The following is a 15,829-nucleotide window of genomic DNA, read 5'->3' on the forward strand; positions in this document are numbered from 1 at the left end:
TCAATCCTCACCATTTATCAGATCTTCCGCTCCATCAGGACCCCTCAACCTCAGACGCTTGGCATGGAGACCAGCGGGGGGATGGGCGGTCGCGTGCTTCAGATACTGATTGCCGACGCGATGCACCACGGCACGCAGGGTGCGCCCGAACTCCTCGATCGTGGAGGTATCCCGTGCGGAAATCCTAGAGCTCATCCGCCCTTCGAGAAGCCTGCGGCGCAGAACATTCTCCAGTTTGCCGACCAGCTCGGCTTCCGCGTAATTTGTCCGCTCATCGTCGCGATTCCAGGGGACGATGACGTCGATCCACGGTTTTTCCAGCTCATCGAGCCGCCGGAGCTGGTCGAGAAGCTCGGGGTCGTCCGCCGCCCAAGGGTCGACAATGAGCACGGCCGGGGCCGCGGGAGCGATCGTGCCGAGCACCTGGTCGGTGCTTTCGCGAAGCGTGAGGACTTCGGGCGCGTACTCGAGGTTGCGGACCAGGTCGGTCGCGTACTCCGCCAGCGAGGTGCTGGTATGCGGATAATACGGATTCCATTCGCTGTCCCCGCCGCCGTAATACGCGTCGCTCCGGTCGGCGGGCGACGAGGGCCGTGCGGGCGCCAGGATGATCTGCAGCTTACGGCGCGGATATCCCGTGAACGCGTTCTGCGCCAACTGGTAGTTCGCCTCGCTCCCGGGCAGCACCCGCGCCGACTCCGCGACCTCGACGATGCGCTGTGCCAGCCGGTGGACGGAGATCTCGTACTCCTCGCGCAGGCCGGTGCGCATGATCCCGTAGAGGCCGAGCCGCTGGTAGGTCTCGCCGAGCGCCGACGCCTCGAACTTCACGGGCTCCGTGGCCGTGGGCAGCTTCGGCAGCGGGGTCGGAACCCACAGTGCGGGGACGATGGCGTTCATCGGCTCGAACTCGCCGACCGACCGCTCGATCCGGCGCGCGAACACCGACCACTCGCGGCCGCAGCGCTCGCTGGCGAAGTAGCGCGGGGTGTAGAGCGGCACGAAGACCTTGCAGGTGCCGAGGGCCGTGGCAGTGCGGGACGACCAGCCGGTGCGGGGCCGTTCCCTGTCGAGGTAGCCGACGTCGGCGGCGAGCGGGAGATCGACCGACTCCCCCACCACCGCGGAGAGCTTCTCGAAGAACGACACCACCCACATGTCGGGGTCGCCGGTGTCGTCGGGGCCGTACTTCGGGGTGGGCTCGTAGCTGAGAAAGAAATACGGGCTGCGGCCGTCGACCGCCGATTCCTGCCTGCTCCCCATCTCACACCGCCCCGTCTTCGCGGAGGCCACGGCGACATGGACGGACATCGGTCACGACTCGTATCTCGCGCTGCCCAAGATCACTCATCGAAGACGTTCCTAAGATCGGAGAAAACGGTCGGTTCGCAGGGCTCCAATCGCGTGCTGGTCGCGATGTCGACGATGGCTGCCGCTATTTCCAGAGTGGCGCTGATGTATCCATTATGGAAGTCCTTCATGACGGCCAGCCGGTAGAGGCAGTCCTTCATGGAATCCTCACTCGGAGGAGGGTGGCGCACATGCAGCTCGCTGGCGACTTTGGGGATCCGCTGAAGATCGACGGGCGCCCACAGCACCGGTAAGATCGCGGTGAACGGGCTGTACTTCTTCGACCGGTGAAGCTCCTCACGGCGGGAGAACGCGTCCCATTCCTTGCCGCAGAAGTCGCTCTTGAAGTATTTCGGCTGGTAGAGCGGCACGAAGACGCGGCAGGTGGCGAGCGAGCGCATGATGTCGTCGTTCCAGCGGTTGCCGCCCCGGATTTCGCGGTCCATGAAGCCGACCGGCACCCCGTCCGGATGATCTGTCAGCTGCATGATATGGCTGCAGAGATCACGGTAGAACTCGACGACGTAGCGATCGGGCGGCTCCTTCCCGACGGGACCGATATGGCGGTAGCTCAGGAAGAAGTACGGCCCGTCGGCTCCGTCACCGGACAACGATCCGTCTGCCATAGGGCTCTCCAGACCCTCGCGGTGGTCCACCCGACATCATGGGAAGCGAGACAGGGGAAGTGCTCATGTGTACGCAACATTAAACAGTTCAGCGCGATCGCGCATCATGAGCCGGGCATTGTCAATCCGGGAACACCGGCTGCGTGATCATCTAAATCAGTCACCAGCCCACAATTGCACCGTAGCTCGCATTCCCCCGACGAATCGCTCGCCCAGGGGGGTCAAAGAACCCGAGCCGGCGAGCGTTTCGATGGCCCCCGCCGTCGCCTCGAGCCAGTGCCGGAATTGCGCCGTCGCCGACTCCGCCGGGGCCCCGGTCAGGGCATGCCTGTGCACCCGCCAGAAATCGGTGACCGCCATATGCGCGTACGCCCCCTGCAGGAGCCCTTCCAGCGGGCGCGGATCCGCACGCCAGGGCGCGCGATAGAGCTCGACGTTCTTTTCGTCGTACAGGTCGAGAAGATCGAGAACCGCGCCGAGCTTCACGTGCTGGAACTCGTGGATCATCAGCAGGGCGAGCTGCGCGGGGCCGGCGGGCAACGCGACGCCGATCGCGCCGAACGCCTCCCTCACGGTCGCGCTGACCTGGCTCCCGTCCGGCGAGGCCGAAAGCGGCGTCAGCACCCGCAGCCCCGTGGCCAGCCCGGGGAGGTACGCGGGATGGTCCCGCCTGATCAGGTCCACGGCCCCGGTGAACATCTCCTGCCACCCGGCCAGGTCTTCGGCGGAGAGGCGTGGCGAGACCGGCCACTCGTAGCAGTCTCTGGAGGGGTCGACGTCGTCCAGCACCACGGCCATCGCCCCGGCGGTCAGCCGGCGATGCGGGAGCCAGCCGTGCGCGGCGACGGCGTCGCCGGGACGGACGTCCCAGCGCCGGTCACCGGCCGTCACGGTGAACGCGCCGGGCCCGGTCTCGACGGTCGCCTCCCCCACCGGGCCGGTCGCCACGGAGCCCAGCGTCGGCAGGTAGAGCGTGTCACCGGGAACCGGTACGGCCAGCCGCGCGGTCACGCCCGCCCGGACGGCGGCGGCCGCCGCGATGTTGGCCAGGTAGCCCGTGTCGGAGACCGGCCGCCGGCCTTCGAGGCACCCGACGGCCCAGACGCGGACGTATGGGTGGTCCAGCACCTCCTGCACCGTGCGGGGGTGCTCGCGGTCGACCTCGGTGAGCAGCCTCCACGCCTCCGGCACGGCGGGGCCGGCCATGAGGCTCAGCGAGCCGACCCGCCGGCGGCGGAGGCTCTTCTGCGATCCGGCGAGAATCTCCAGCACGCCGCCATCGCCGTAGCCCGACGCGAGGGCGTCCAGGTCGTCGCGCGAGATCGCGTGCGTCGCGGGGGCGCCGCCCGCCTCGTCCCGCACCCTGGCGCGGGAGCGGACGTGCGTGATGAGCTTCATGAGGTCCGCGCAGTACACGCTCGGGTTCATGAAGCCCGTGCCGGTCTTGTGACGGTGGGCGTACAGGCCTCCGCCGCAGCTCCCGACCACGGGACAGGCCCGGCAGGTGTCGCAGAGACCCGCCAGCCCCGGAAGGTGGCCCGCCATCGCGGCGGAGCGGGCGGCCTCGTCGAGCGTGTGGGCGAAGACGTCGCACCCGGTGGCCGGGGCGCCCGCGAAGGCGGTCTTCAGCGAGTCGGCCTGCTCGTACTGACCGTCGGCCTCGATGACGGCGAGGTCGCACTCGTCGAGGCCCAGTGCCTCCGTGAGGCTGGTCTCACCCTGGCTCGTGCGGATGATGGACTCGAACATCCGCGCACGGACCGGCTTGCCGTCCTTGACCCATCGGTCGAAGATGGTGATCAGCCAGTCGGCGTAGGAGGCGGGCTCGCCCTCCGGGCGCGGCGGAGGATGGTCCCAGGTCGCGTGCGGCAGCAGGAAGTCGACCACCGGCGGCCGGAGCGCGACGAGCGCCTCGTACACCGCCACGGGGTCGTTCCTGATGTCGATCGTGCAGAGCAGCCCCGCGTAGATGTCGCGGTACTTCCCGCGCAGCAGGTTGACCGCGCGCACCGCCTGGTCGTAGCTGCCACGGCCGTTGGCGTAACGGCGGTGGAGGTCGTTGGCCGAGCGGTCGCCGTCCAGGGAGACGCCCACGCGGACGTCGTTCGCGGCGAACAGCTCGCAGAACTTCTCGTCGAGTGTCACGCCGTTCGTGTGAATGCGCAGATCCAGCTCGCATATGCCGCGCATCGCACGGCGAATGCCGGTGATCGCCTCTTCGAGAAGGTCGTGACCCGCCAGCAGGGGCTCTCCCCCGTGCAGGACCACGTGCACGGCGGGCAGCGCGTGTGCCCGCGCGTGCTCCGCGATGCGAGCGGTCGCCGCCGCCAAGGTCTCTCGACCGATGATTCTGGGGCGACGGCGCCAGCTCTGGTCCGCGTGTTCGTACACATAGCAGTGATCACACGCGAGATCGCATCTGCTCGACACCTTGAGCACGAACTGTCGAAACGGCACGACGTGCTCCCCTGGACCCCCCGGTCCGCCGGTCAGACGGAGGAGTTGAAAGCCGCGACCGAGACGCGGCGCCCGTCCGTCGACGCGGGCAGGACGCCCGCCGTCACGGCTTCCAGGGCGGCCACCTCGGACAGGGGCATATCTTGTAGATTCGTGATCTTCGAGGGAAGTATCGCCGTGCTGTCTCCAGAGATCCTCATGCCTTTACCGTTCTGCTTGGGGGCCGGGAAATATCCGCGAGCGAGCTTCGAATCGTGGAAACACCTTTGCTTACGGTGGCGCTGTCACGCCGCGGGGCGTACGACGCAGAGGTGCGGGCTCCACGTGCGTGCCGAAACAGCCGATCATGAGGCGTGCGGACCGACTGATGTTTTTGACATTACTACCCAAGTTTCGTTTTTGCACCCCAGAAAGTGGGATCTCACTTTACGTACACAGTGGCCGTCGCGACACAGGTCGGATCCCGTTTCCCCGCGACCTTTTCTCCCGTCGGAGCCGTTCCGAATGAAGGGCGGCAGAGCCGGGGCCGCCCGGAGGGCGCGCCGGACGGGGAGGGGCGCGCGGCGGGCCCCCGCCGCACGCCCCGAGGGGTCGACCCGGTTGGTCAGAGGTCATTGACTGGGCAAGCACCGCCGGGTAGGTTCACAGCTAATTAAAAGGAAAGCTTCCTAAAAGTAACGCTGCAACCCCGAGGTAGGAAGGTCGCCGCCGTGTCGCGATCCCCCCCACTCCTCTCGTGACCGCCCCGCCGCCGGGAACGCCCGGCGACCGGCCGGCACCGCCGCCTCTCGCTTCCAGAGGCACGCCGGCTCAGTAGATACGTCCAGATCGACCCCCCTTTCGCATCCGCCCGATGGACGTGGAGCACACACACATGAAACACAGGTTCGCCAAAGTCCTGATAGCAGCGGGCGCGCTGCTTCTCCCGCTCAGCACAGCGGTGGCGTTCGGCCCCAGCGCCTCTGCCACGGTCACCGCCACGAGCCGAGTCGCCCTCGCAGCCCCGGCCTGGGCTCCGAACACCGCGTACACCGTGGGCCAATTGGTCTCCTACAACGGCGTTGACTACAAGTGCGTCCAGAGCCACACCTCCCTGGTCGGCTGGGAGCCGCCGAACGTCCCCGCGCTCTGGACGCCGGTGACCGGCGGCGGCGGTGACACCACCGCGCCCAGCGCGCCCGGCAACCTGCGGTCCACGGCGACCACCTCCACCAGCGTCTCGCTGGCCTGGAACGCCTCCACCGACAACGTCGGCGTCACCGGCTACAACGTCTACCGGGGTACCACCCTGGTGACCACCGCCACCGGCACCACCTACACCGACAGCGGCCTCACGGCCAGCACGGCGTACTCCTACACGGTGAAGGCGCGCGACGCCGCGGGCAACCTCTCGGCGGCCAGCAACACCCTCAACGTCACCACCCCCGGCAGCGGCGGCGGTGACACGACCGCGCCGAGCACGCCCGGCAACCTGCGGTCCACGGCGACCACGTCCTCCAGCGTCTCGCTGGCCTGGAACGCCTCCACCGACAACGTCGGCGTCACCGGCTACAACGTCTACCGCGGCGGCACCCTGGTGACCACCGCCACCGGCACCACCTACACCGACAGCGGGCTGGCGGCGGGCACCGCCTACACCTACACCGTCCGCGCACGCGACGCGGCGGGGAACCTGTCGGCCGCCAGCAACCAGATCAGCGTCACCACGCAGACCGGCGGCGGTGGCGGCGGCGGGAACAAGCTGCTCGGCTACTTCGTCGAGTGGGGCATCTACGGGCGCAACTACCACGTCAAGAACATCGAGACGAGCGGCTCGGCGTCCAAGCTCGGCTACATCAACTACGCCTTCGGCAACGTGACCAACGGCCAGTGCGCGATCGGCGACAGCTACGCCGACTACGACCGCGCCTACAGCGCCGCCGAGAGCGTGGACGGCGTGGCGGACACCTGGGACGCCGGCGCCCTGCGCGGCAGCTTCAACCAACTGCGCAAGCTCAAGGCCAAGCACCCCGGCCTCAAGGTGATCTGGTCCTTCGGCGGCTGGACCTGGTCGGGCGGCTTCGCCCAGGCCGCGGCCAACCCGACGGCCTTCGCCAACTCCTGCTACAACCTGGTCAAGGACCCGCGCTGGGCCGACGTGTTCGACGGCATCGACATCGACTGGGAGTACCCCAACGCCTGCGGCCTGAGCTGTGACACCAGCGGCGCGGCCTCGTTCAAGAACCTGATGTCCGCGCTGCGCACCCGCTTCGGATCGAACAACCTGGTCACCGCGGCCATCACCGCCGACGGCTCCTCGGGTGGCAAGATCGACGCCGCCGACTACGGAGGCGCCTCGCAGTACGTCGACTGGTACAACGTCATGACGTACGACTACTTCGGGGCATTCGCGCCGGCCGGGCCGACCGCGCCGCACTCGCCGCTGACCTCCTACACCGGCATCCCGACCCCGGGCTTCAACTCCGACGCTGCCATCCAGAAGCTCAAGAGCAAGGGCGTCCCGTCCAGCAAGCTGCTCCTCGGCATCGGCTTCTACGGCCGAGGCTGGACCGGCGTCACGCAGAGCGCTCCGGGCGGCACGGCCACCGGCGCCGCGCCGGGCACCTACGAGGCGGGCATCGAGGACTACAAGGTCCTGAAGACCAAGTGCCCCGCGACGGGCACCGTGGCGGGCACGGCCTACGCCTACTGCGGCAACCAGTGGTGGAGCTACGACACCCCGAGCACCATCGCGGGGAAGATGAGCTACGCCAAGAACCAGGGTCTCGGCGGCTCCTTCTTCTGGGAGCTCACCGGGGACACGACCGGCGGTGAGCTGATCACCGCCATGAGGAACGGCCTGGGCTAAGCCCGGCGGGAGGCCGGGGAGCGCGGGCACGGGCCCGCCTCCCCGGCCTTCGGCGTCCACGGGGTCAGGCGGACGCCTTGCCGATAAGGGCGGGCAGCTCCGTGAGCCGGACCTCCCGGCAGGCCGCCTCCACGAGCAGCAGCTCGAGACCGCGAAGGTAGCCTTCCATGGCCTCGGGCGGGAGGAAGGCCGTGTCCGCGGTGAGCGAGATCCCGAGCCCGCCGGGCTCGTCGGTGACGTGCAGGCAGAAACGGCAGTTCAGCTGGTCGAGCTTGACCGGCCACGTCACGGTGGTCTCGTCCAGGAGGGCCCGCGTCGTTGCCTCGTCGTGCTCGACGAGCACGATGCGCGGCTGCTCCGCGAACCGCTGGTCGTTGAAGCAGCAGTACGGGTGGATCGTGGTCCCCCGGTCGCCGCTCGCGGACTCGACGACCCGCCGCAACTCCAGCGGGTCGAACCTCGTGTGCTTGTAGGCGCGCAGGGACGACGCCCACGCCGAGCGCAGCAGGCCCTCGAAGGTCTCCTCGCCGAGGCCGAGGACGAACAGGCCGTCCTGCGCGAGCGGCGTCACCACGTCCCGGTCGCGGACGTGGAAGCGGTTGTTGACGACGGGCAGCATGGCGCACGTACCGTGCCCGGTCACCTGCCCCACCATGGCCGCCGCGCCCGCGAGCAGCGCGGTCGTACCGCTCACGCGGTGCCGGCCGGAGATGACCTGGACCGCGGTGTCCACGGCCTTGGACGTCATCGCCGCCCGCCAGAATCTCGGCGCCAGGGGCGGGCCCGCGGGGGTGCCGAACATCGAGGGCGGGATCCGGCGGTACTCCCGGTCCCAGAAGGCCAGCGCCGAGGACGAGACGCGCGAGCCGGCCGGCGAGAGCTGCTCGCGGGCGAGGTCCAGCGGCTGGCGCGGCGGCGGGCCGGAAACGGCGCCCCGGCGCAGGAGCAGCCGCAGGTCCCGTACGGCGACGTCGGCGCCGTGGCCGTCCGCGGCCAGGTGGCAGAAGACGAGCACCACGGAGCGGACGTCGCCCTCGCAGGTCACCAGGCCGATCCGCAGCGGCCATTCGGCGCGGTAGTCGAAGGTGGGCCCGGCGAGCCGGTCGCGCAGGTCTTCGGCGGCCCGCTTGAGGTCCGCAGCGGGGCACTCCACCACCTCGGCTTCGAGGACCCCGGAGCGCGCCACGTCCTGGTGCACGTCGCCGTCGACGTCGCGGAGCCTCGTACGCAGGGACTCGTGCCGGGCGACGAGCTTCGCCAGCGCGTCCAGCACGTCCCGCGGCGAGCGCGGTGAGATCGCGACGATCCTGCCGAAGTTGAAGTAGTGATCGCTCGGCATCGTGCGGCAGATGGCCAGCCATATCGACCGCTGGCCCCAGGCGAGCGGGGCGGTGCCCGAACGCTCGCCCTCGAACCGGAACTCCATCCTCATCCGCTCACCGGCCGCGCGGCCAGGACGCCGAGGATGTGGCCGGCCAGGGAGTCCAGGCCGTCGAGGAAGTCCACGTCGCCGCCGAGGTCGATCTCCACGCCGAGCTCCTCCTCGATCGCGTCGAGGAGCCGCAGGGTCGTCAGCGAGGTCACGCCGAGCGCGGTGAACGAGCCGCCCGACCGGAGCACCTCCTCCACGCTGATCTCGCCGTCCGAGGCGACCGCCACCATGCCGGCGACGCGCCGCCTCATCGCGGCGGCGTCGGAGTCACCCCGCGTCACGTCCGCCATGTCCGTCATGTCCGTCATGTTGCCTCCGCGCGTAGCAGCCTGATCGCCTCGACCACGCCGTCGATGGTGGGGGTGTCGAAGAAGACGTCCAGCTCGACGTCGACGCCGAGGTGCTTGCGGATACGGCCGGCGATCTGGGTCACGGTCAGCGAGTGGCCGCCGAGGTCGAACAGGTCCTCGTCAGGACGAATGCCGTCGATCCTGAGCACCTCCTCCCAGATGCGGGTGACCTCGGCGACCAGCGGATCGGCCTCGGCCGGTGGCGGGGAGGCCTCCTCGGCTCGCGAGGGCGGATCGGGGAGGGCCGCGCGGTCGAGCTTGCGCGCCGGTGTCAGCGGCAGGCGATCGAGGTGGACGTAGACGCCCGGCACCATGACGCCCGGAAGGGCACGCGCGAGATGCTCCCGCACGCTCGCGTTCTCCAGCGGGACGCCCGGCTCGGACTTCGGCACGACATAGGCGACCAGGCGCTGGTCCTCGGGGCGCAGGACCACGGCGGCCTCGGCGACGTGCGGATGCGCGAGCAGCCTGGCCTCGATCTCGCCCAGCTCCACGCGGTGTCCACGGATCTTGACCTGGCCGTCGGCCCTGCCGAGGAACTCGATCAGCCCGTCCGGCCGCCTCCTGCCGAGATCGCCCGTGCGGTAGAGGCGCGAGCCCGCCGGCCCGTACGGGTCCGCGAGGAAGCGCTCGGCCGTCAGCTCCGGGCGGTCCAGGTACCCGCGCGCCACCCCCGCTCCCCCGACGCAGATCTCGCCCGGCACCCCGGCGGGTACGGGCACGAGCCGCTCGTCGAGGATGTGGATCCGGGTGTTGGCGAGCGGGACACCAATCGTGACCTCGTCCGGCTCCTCGGTGATCTCGGCGATCGCCGACCACACGGTGGTCTCGGTCGGGCCGTAGACGTTGACCAGGCGGCCCACCCGGGCGCGCAGCTCCCGTGCCAGCGGCAACGGCAGCGGCTCCCCTCCGGTGAGCGCCACGAGGCCCGGCTCGTCCAGGCCCGCGTCCAGCAGGAGCCGCCAGCTCGACGGGGTGGCCTGCACGTGGGAGACGGAGCGGTCCCCGATCAGCCGCCGCAGCGCGGCGCCGTCCCTCGTGCCCGCCTCCGGCACGACGACGACCCGCCCGCCCGTGATGAGCGGCAGCAGGAGCTCCAGCGCCGAGATGTCGAACGCCAGGGTGGTCAGGCCGAGCCACACGTCGCCGTCGCCCGCCCCCAGCTCGTCGCGCATCGCCAGCAGCAGGTTGGTCAGCGAGTGGTGCTCCACCTCGACGCCCTTGGGGCGCCCGGTGGACCCGGAGGTGTAGATGACGTACGCGAGGTCGCCGGGCGCCGGGGGCGCGAGCCGTACGGCCGCGCCGGGCCACGACGCCAGATCGCCGAGCCCCAGCACCGGGACCGCACCCCAGGGGAGGTCCGGGACCCCGGTGACGCAGGGCGGGTCGGGGAGCCGCTCGCGCCCGAGGACCAGGGCGACCCTCGCGTCTCGCAGGACGAAGGCGAGCCGCTCCTCGGGGTACCCCGGGTCGAGCGGGAGGTAGGCGCCGCCCGCCTTGAGCACGGCGAGCACGGCGGCGACCATCTCCGGCGAGCGTTCGATGTGGACCGCGACCAGCGCGCCGGGGCCCGTCCCCCGCTCGCGCAGCAGTCCGGCGAGCCGGTCGGCCGCCGCGTCCAGCTCGGCGTAGGTCACCTCGCGCTCGCCGCAGACGACGGCGACGGCGTCCGGGGTCGTCCGGGCACGCTCCTCGAACAGCTGGGTGACGGTGACCGCCGGAACGGGCCTGTCCGTGGTGTTCCACCCGTCCAGCGCCCGCCGCTCGTCCGGGGTGAGGACCGGCAGGTCGGCGAGGCGGAGGCCGGCGTCGGACGTGACGCCGTCGACGAGGGTCCTGAAGTGGCCCGCGAGCGCCTCCACGGTGCGGGCGGCGACGGCGTCCGGGCTGAACTGGAAGCCCAGGGCGAGCCCCTCGGAGGAGTCGACCGCCTGGATGTGCAGGGTGTTCCGGGCCGCGCCGCTGAACACCGTCCAGTCGACGGTGACGTCGAGCTCGGGGAAGACGGGGTCGGGGTCGCGTTCGCGGTAGCTGAGCGAGATGGGGGCGAGCGCGGCGCGCGGCGAGATGCCGCCGACGGCCTGGGTGAGGGGCACGCGGCGGAACCGGTACATCCGCCGCAGCTCATCGCGGACGTCCTGGACGAACTCGGCGAACGGCATGTCGGGCGCGGGCCGCGTCACGAGCGGGAGCTCGTTCACGAACAGGCCCACCTGGTCGCGGGACGCGGGGGTCCGGGTCGACACGTCCACCGCGACGACGACCTGCTCGTTGCCGTACCGGCGCAGCAGCGCGTGCAGGCAGGCGAGCAGGAACTCGAAGCCGGTCACTCCGAGGGAGGTGGCGGCGCGGGCGATGTCGTCCAGGACGACCTCGATCACCTGCCCGGGCTCCGCCGCCCGCATGGCGCGCGCGGGGCCGGGCAGGATCGGCCGCGGCGGGTCCGTCCAGCGTTGCCGCCAGAAGGCGGTGGCCTCGTCCAGGATCGCGGCGACCTCTTCGCGCTCCCGCTCGACGTGCTCGCCGTAGGAGTACGCGAGTTCGGGAAGTCCCGCGGGCGTGCCGGTGACGCGCTCCCGGTAGCAGGCGGCGAGGTCGCGTACCAGCACGTCCTTGGAGACGCCGTCGAAGACCAGGTGGTGGGCGGTGAAGACGACCTGGTGGCGCGCCGGGCTCAGCGTGATGACCGCGAAGCCGGCCAGGGGCCCCCGTGCCAGGTCGAAGGACCGCTCGATGTGCCCCCGTACGGCCTCGTGGTCCCCGGAGAGGTCGTCGAGCACGACGGACGGGGGGACCTCGGCGGGGACGAGGCGAAGCTCGCCGTCCACCTCGGCCGGCACGGCACCGAGAACGGGGTGGCGGGCGAGCACCGCCTCACACGCGCCGCGCATCGCCGCCACGTCGAGGCCGCCCTCGAACGTGATGACCAGGGGCATGCGGTACGCGGCGCCGGCCATGCCCGTCCGCTCGGTGATCCATATCCCGTGCTGGGCGGGCGACGCGGGGAGATGGCTGTCAAGGGGAGTCCGCTGCATCGTCGCCTTCCGGGGTGCCGAGGAGCGTACGCAGCTCGCGCTTGAGTACCTTCCCCGCGGTGTTCTTGGGCAGGGACGGGAGGACCGTCCATCGGGTCGGCAGTTCGTGGTTGGCGAGCCTGCCGGTGAGGAAGGCCCGCAGCTCGACGGGTGAGGTCTCGTGGCGGCAGACGAGGGCCGCCGCGACGGCGGAACCCATCACCGGATGCGGCACCCCGAACACGGCGGCCTCGACCACCGCCGGGTGCTCGTGAAGCGCGGCCTCGACGCGCAGCGTCGAGATCTTGAACGCGCCCGACTTGACGATGTCGCTCTCCCTGTCGAGCAGGTAGAGGTACCCGTCGTCGTCCAGATAGCCGATGTCGCCCATGCGCACCCATCCGTCGCGGAACACCGCGCCCGGGGCGTCGGCGTCCCGGTGGTAGCCGCGCGGCGCGGCCGGTGAGCGGAGCCAGACCTCCCCGGCCGTCCCCGGCGGGACGGGGCCCTCGCCGTCCGAGATCATGAGCGCGCCGCCGGACGCCGGGCGGCCCACCGAGTGGGGGCGCTCGGGGTCGAAGACCATGGTCGTCTGGGCGGGGGCGGCCTCGGTCGAGGTGTAGTAGTTCACGATCGTCGCCCGGGGGAAGGCCGCCGTGAGCGCGATGGCGACGGACGGGGCCAGCGCCGCGGCCGTCGATCCCAGCAGCAGCACGCTCGACAGGTCGTACTTCTCCGAGACCCTCGCGTTGAGCAGCTCGATCGCCATGGACGGCACGAGGAACACGGTGCCGGCCCGGTAGGACTCGATGAGGCGGGCGAAGCGGGCGGCCGTGAAGCGCGGCAGGGTCAGCGCGCCCGGACGGGCGTCGAGCGCGTTGACCAGCATCGTCTGCGCCGCGTTGGTGCCGATCGGGAAGGCGTGGAGGAAGTGGCGCGAGTGGGCGAGCGGGCGATGGCGGGCGTCGCGCGAGCAGCCGAAGGTGAGGTTCGCGTGGCTCGCCACCACCCCCTTCGGCTCCCCGGTGGTGCCCGAGGTGTAGAGGATCTGGCCGGGATCGCCCGGCTGGACGGGCACGCCGGCGCCCGGGCGCGTGAGCCCGCCGGGATCCGCCAGGTCCGTGAGGGTCGCCGTCCAGAGCCCCGCGGGCGGCACGCTTCTGCCGGCGCCGTGGACGGCGCACACGGCGGAGCTGTGCGACAGGAGCCGGTGGAGCTCGGCGGGCGGCAGGCCGGCGGACAGCGGCACGGCGACGCCGCCGGCCTTCTGCGCGGCGCAGTAGGCGACGGCGTAATCGACCCACTCGTTCTCGCCGAAGACCAGGCCGACCCGGTCCCCCGGCCGCACCCCCCGTGCGAGCAGGCCCAGCGCGGCCGCGTCCGCGCGGCGGGCCCATTCCCCGAACGTCAGCGAGCCGGCACCGTGGACGGTCAGCGCGACCGCGCCGGGGTCGGTCGCGGCACGAGCGGACAGCAGGCCCGGAACCGTCAGCGGAGCGGACCGGCCGGGAGCCGAGCCCGGTTGTACGGCACGCACTGTGCACCTCCGACGAATGGGCGCGTGCAGAATCACGGCGACGCCCGGGCCGGCGCGCCTAATCAAAGAACGACTGTTTCCCCTGGGTGGAACGATTGATTCCCCGAAGCCCCCGACCAGTGGAACCCGAGGCTCGCACCGCGTTACGCGGTCTTTTCCGGCCATGGAGAGACCTGGTTGGGAGCGCTTGCATATTGCTTCCCGCGCCGCCGCCCTGTCAAGGCCGCTTCGGCGGAGACCCCTTTATCCAGTGGCTTCTCGCATCAGATGTCCCCGGCGGGGTGCTATTGACAATTCGTATTTCCCCTTCATAGCGTACGGTCCATTGATCAGTGCCGCGATATGTAGATTTTCCTCGCGCAGCGCCGCCGACGCGATATAGCCGCATGTCAGCCGACCTCAACCGCCTCCACCGACGAGGAACCGGACTTCGAAAGACGGGTTCACCATGCCCGCAGCATCGACTCCCGAGGACCCCGGCGACGGCATCTCCCTGTCGTCCGTCCGCCGGTCCCTGCTCGCACGACGGCTCACCTACCGGCCGCCCGTCGCGGAAGGCGCCCGGGGCCCGGAGGACACCGCGCCGCCGGTCGACGAGTTCCCGCTGACGGCGGGCCAGGAACGGGTGTGGTTCCTCCAGCGGTTCGACCCCGCCGACGCGTCGTTCAACATCTTCGTCACCGAACGCCTGCGCGGGCCCCTGGACGCCGGCGCCCTCGGCCGGGCAGTGGACGCGATCGTCGCCCGGCACGGCGCGCTTCGCACCCGCTTTCGCGGCGACGGCCGTCCCGTCCAGCAGGTGATGGCCCCGGCGCCGCTCGCCGTCGAGCATCTGGACCTCTCGGCGCTCCCCGCCGCCGACCGCGAGAGGCGGGCGCGGGAGCTGGTGGCCGAGCGTACGAACAGGCCGTTCGACCTCGGCCGGGCGCCGCTGCTGCGGGTCTCCCTCCTCCGCCTCTCCGCCCTGGAACACGTGCTCTGCCTGGTCGTCCACCACATCGTGGCCGACGGGTGGTCGCTGACCGTGCTGTACCGCGAGCTGGCCACGCTGTACGAGGCCTTCCGCGAGGGCGGGCCGTCGCCGCTCCCGGAGCTTCCCCTCCAGTACGCCGACCACGTGCGCGCTCCACGGGACGACGAAGAGGCCGGCCTCGCGTACTGGAAGGAACGGCTCGCCGGCCTGCCCACGCTCGACCTGCCCGCCGACCGGCCCCGGCCCGCGGTGCGGAGCTCACGCGGCGACGTCCACGTCCTGCGGGTGCCCCTGGAGGTGGCCGAGGGCGTCGAACGGGTCGCGCGCGCGCATCGCTGCACGCCGTTCATGACTCTGCTCGCCGCCTATGAGGTGCTGCTCTCCCGCCATACCGGCCAGGCCGACTTCGCCGTCGGGTCCTCGATCGCCGGCCGCGCAGATCCCGACCTGGAGCCCCTGATCGGGTTCTTCTCCAGCACGCTGGTGCTCCGCGCCGACCTCGGCGGGGACCCGCCGTTCGCCGACCTCCTGCGCAGGGTGCGCAAGGACGCGCTGGGCGCCTTCGGCCACCAGGCGGTGCCGTTCGAGCGGCTGCTGACAGAGCTGCGGGTCCCCCGCGACCTCAGCCGCACCCCGCTCTTCCAGACGATGTTCATCCAGCAGAACCAGGCGGACGCCGGCCACGGACGGCTGGCGCTCGCCGGCCTTGAGGTGGAGCCCTTCGACCCGGGCTTCCGGTACAGCAAGATGGACCTGTCGCTGGACGTCACCCGTGACGCCGACGGCCTGTTCGTCGCCTTCACCTACAACACCGACCTGTTCGACGCCCCGACCATCGCCCGCCTGGCCCGTCGCTACGAGACGGTGCTGAGGTCGGTCGTCACGGATCCCGCTCAGCGGGTCTCGCGGCCGGCGTTCCTGCCGCCGGACGAGCGCGGCGCCTAGGCCAACGTCGGGTACACCTTCGGCTCGGCGTCACCAGTCCTGGGAGATGCCGGACATCCGCCGGAGGTACTCGTCCTCGTCGATCTCCCCGGCGGCGTACCGCCGCTTGAGGATCTCCTTGGGGTTGTCGGCGGCGGGCGGCTCGGCCGCACGCCTGGGTGCCGAGGTGCGCAGCAGCATGAGCACACACGCGATGATGATGATCAGCCCGAAGAGCAGCAGCACGGTTTTCACGCCAGCCTCCCATTCCCTGCGATCGCAGGGCCGTCACGACGCTCCCGTGCTCACCGGGCGCGA

General features: G+C 70.8%; 10 protein-coding genes. 2 read left to right on the forward strand and 8 right to left on the reverse strand.

Annotated features, from left to right (window positions below; all coding sequences use genetic code 11):
• The 3 genes from ACOZ38_RS37025 to ACOZ38_RS37035 all read right to left on the reverse strand — a co-directional run bounded on the left by ACOZ38_RS37025 (position 1) and on the right by ACOZ38_RS37035 (position 4,433).
• Complete coding sequence (locus ACOZ38_RS37025) at positions 1 to 1,311, reverse strand: TIR-like protein FxsC (RefSeq protein WP_424535637.1); 1,311 nt, start codon at positions 1,309 to 1,311, stop codon at positions 1 to 3.
• Between the two features lie 32 nt (positions 1,312 to 1,343).
• On the reverse strand, positions 1,344 to 1,976 hold the full coding sequence (locus tag ACOZ38_RS37030; protein WP_424535638.1) for a TIR-like protein FxsC: 633 nt from the start codon (positions 1,974 to 1,976) through the stop codon (positions 1,344 to 1,346).
• 156 nt (positions 1,977 to 2,132) lie between these two features.
• Entirely contained in the window at positions 2,133 to 4,433 is a 2,301-nt protein-coding gene (locus ACOZ38_RS37035) for an FxsB family cyclophane-forming radical SAM/SPASM peptide maturase (RefSeq protein ID WP_424535639.1), read from the reverse strand.
• Positions 4,434 to 5,307: 874 nt separating this feature from the next.
• Here ACOZ38_RS37035 and ACOZ38_RS37040 point away from each other — a divergent pair.
• Positions 5,308 to 7,281 (forward strand): glycosyl hydrolase family 18 protein, encoded by a 1,974-nt coding sequence (locus tag ACOZ38_RS37040; RefSeq protein WP_424535640.1) that lies wholly within the window; start codon positions 5,308 to 5,310, stop codon positions 7,279 to 7,281.
• Between the two features lie 64 nt (positions 7,282 to 7,345).
• On the opposite strand, the gene ACOZ38_RS37045 is transcribed toward ACOZ38_RS37040, so the two are convergent.
• Genes ACOZ38_RS37045 through ACOZ38_RS37060 form a run of 4 tightly spaced genes read right to left on the reverse strand, consistent with a single transcriptional unit; the run spans position 7,346 to position 13,614 of the window.
• A complete protein-coding gene (locus tag ACOZ38_RS37045; protein WP_424535641.1) occupies positions 7,346 to 8,713 on the reverse strand; it encodes a condensation domain-containing protein in 1,368 nt (455 codons plus the stop codon).
• Positions 8,710 to 9,021: a phosphopantetheine-binding protein gene (locus tag ACOZ38_RS37050; RefSeq protein WP_424535642.1), complete on the reverse strand. Its 312-nt coding sequence runs from the start codon at positions 9,019 to 9,021 to the stop codon at positions 8,710 to 8,712. The genes ACOZ38_RS37045 and ACOZ38_RS37050 overlap by 4 nt, the downstream gene beginning before the upstream one ends.
• Entirely contained in the window at positions 9,018 to 12,098 is a 3,081-nt protein-coding gene (locus ACOZ38_RS37055) for a non-ribosomal peptide synthetase (RefSeq protein ID WP_424535643.1), read from the reverse strand. The genes ACOZ38_RS37050 and ACOZ38_RS37055 overlap by 4 nt, the downstream gene beginning before the upstream one ends.
• Complete coding sequence (locus ACOZ38_RS37060) at positions 12,079 to 13,614, reverse strand: AMP-binding protein (protein ID WP_424535644.1); 1,536 nt, start codon at positions 13,612 to 13,614, stop codon at positions 12,079 to 12,081. Before ACOZ38_RS37060 ends, ACOZ38_RS37055 begins: the two co-directional genes overlap by 20 nt.
• Before the next feature lie 448 nt (positions 13,615 to 14,062).
• Here ACOZ38_RS37060 and ACOZ38_RS37065 point away from each other — a divergent pair, with 448 nt between their 5' ends.
• The gene (locus tag ACOZ38_RS37065; protein WP_424535645.1) at positions 14,063 to 15,532 is read left to right on the forward strand and encodes a condensation domain-containing protein; all 1,470 of its coding nucleotides are present in this window, start codon (positions 14,063 to 14,065) and stop codon (positions 15,530 to 15,532) included.
• 30 nt (positions 15,533 to 15,562) lie between these two features.
• Here the strand turns inward: ACOZ38_RS37065 and ACOZ38_RS37070 are convergent, their stop codons facing one another.
• Entirely contained in the window at positions 15,563 to 15,766 is a 204-nt protein-coding gene (locus tag ACOZ38_RS37070; protein WP_405140790.1) for an SHOCT domain-containing protein, read from the reverse strand.
• Positions 15,767 to 15,829: the final 63 nt, after the last annotated feature.

Origin of the sequence: Sphaerisporangium viridialbum (genome assembly GCF_049674955.1) — a bacterium.
GTDB classification, from domain to species: Bacteria; Actinomycetota; Actinomycetes; order Streptosporangiales; family Streptosporangiaceae; genus Sphaerisporangium; species Sphaerisporangium viridialbum.

What these genes read in the sequence shown, in the direction of transcription:
- ACOZ38_RS37030 (WP_424535638.1), bottom strand. Translation starts at nt 1,976, where the DNA reads ATGGCAGACGGATCGTTGTCCGGTGACGGAGCCGACGGGCCGTACTTC.
- ACOZ38_RS37025 (WP_424535637.1), bottom strand. Translation starts at nt 1,311, where the DNA reads ATGTCCGTCCATGTCGCCGTGGCCTCCGCGAAGACGGGGCGGTGTGAG.
- ACOZ38_RS37045 (WP_424535641.1), bottom strand. Translation starts at nt 8,713, where the DNA reads ATGAGGATGGAGTTCCGGTTCGAGGGCGAGCGTTCGGGCACCGCCCCG.
- ACOZ38_RS37050 (WP_424535642.1), bottom strand. Translation starts at nt 9,021, where the DNA reads ATGACGGACATGACGGACATGGCGGACGTGACGCGGGGTGACTCCGAC.
- ACOZ38_RS37065 (WP_424535645.1), top strand. Translation starts at nt 14,063, where the DNA reads ATGCCCGCAGCATCGACTCCCGAGGACCCCGGCGACGGCATCTCCCTG.
- ACOZ38_RS37040 (WP_424535640.1), top strand. Translation starts at nt 5,308, where the DNA reads ATGAAACACAGGTTCGCCAAAGTCCTGATAGCAGCGGGCGCGCTGCTT.
- ACOZ38_RS37055 (WP_424535643.1), bottom strand. Translation starts at nt 12,098, where the DNA reads ATGCAGCGGACTCCCCTTGACAGCCATCTCCCCGCGTCGCCCGCCCAG.